Annotated in this window: 1 protein-coding gene; it reads right to left on the reverse strand. The window is 75.1% G+C overall.

Features of this window, described 5'->3' with window-relative positions:
* Positions 1-917 (reverse strand): FUSC family protein (locus ACFQ4O_RS17875; protein WP_378777771.1); only part of this gene is annotated, 917 nt, incomplete at both ends.

A 917-nucleotide genomic window follows, 5' to 3' on the forward strand; every position in this document is an offset into this window, starting at 1 on the left:
GGGCTCGGGCAGGGCGCGCGCCACGCGCCGCAGCGCGAGCGCGTTCAGCCCCACGCGCACGCCCGCAAGCGCGCCCTGCTCCAGCGCGAGCTGGTTCGGGTCGGACAGGTCGAGCCGGGCCATCAGCCCGTCGATGCGGTCGAACATGCGCGCCTCGAAGGCGACGCGGCCGACGTCCCGGCCGGCCATGGCCGCCGCCAGATCCTCGTGCAGGCCGCGGACGAGGCGCGCGATCGGCCAGGAGGCGCCCACCGGCCGCAGCGCGCCGAGCAGCGTGGCGGCGACGCCGATGCCGACGAGCTGCGCCAGGGCGCTGTTGGCGAAGGACGCGAAGTCGTAGGCCGCCACATTGGTGAGGTTGATCAGGTTCAGCGCGCCGAGCGCGATCGCGAGCCCGATCAGCGTGAAGCGCGGAAAGGTCATGGCGTAGGCCGCGCCGAGCAGCAGCGGCGCGAGCGACAGAGCGAGCGCCTCGAAGCCCTCGATGCGCGGCAGCACGGCGAAGGCGTAGACGGCGGCGAGCGCGGTGCCGGCGACGGTCGCCTTGAAGAAGGCGGCGGCGGCGGAGGCCGGATCGTCCTGCTGCGCGAACAGGCTGGTCATGACCGCGACCATGATTGCGGCGCCCGCGCCGGCGCTCCAGCCGGAGGCGCTCCAGAACACCGAGATCGCGATCAGCGCCACGGCGGCGACCGCGCCCGACACCAACGCGAGGCGCGGGTCTCGGTAGCGCGCCAGCGCCACGTCGTCCTCGCCGTTGGCGCGCAGCGCCTCCGCCGGGCCGCGCTCGTCGCCGAGGCGCTCCACGTCCTCCGCGAGGTCGAGCAGATCCATGGCGCGCACCAGCAGCACGCGCTCGACCACGAGGCCATGGTCGGCCCGCATGGCCTCCATGCCGGGCAGGGCGGCGGCGAGCC

This window comes from Methylopila musalis (assembly GCF_042679725.1).
Classification (GTDB): Bacteria; Pseudomonadota; Alphaproteobacteria; order Rhizobiales; family Methylopilaceae; genus Methylopila; species Methylopila musalis.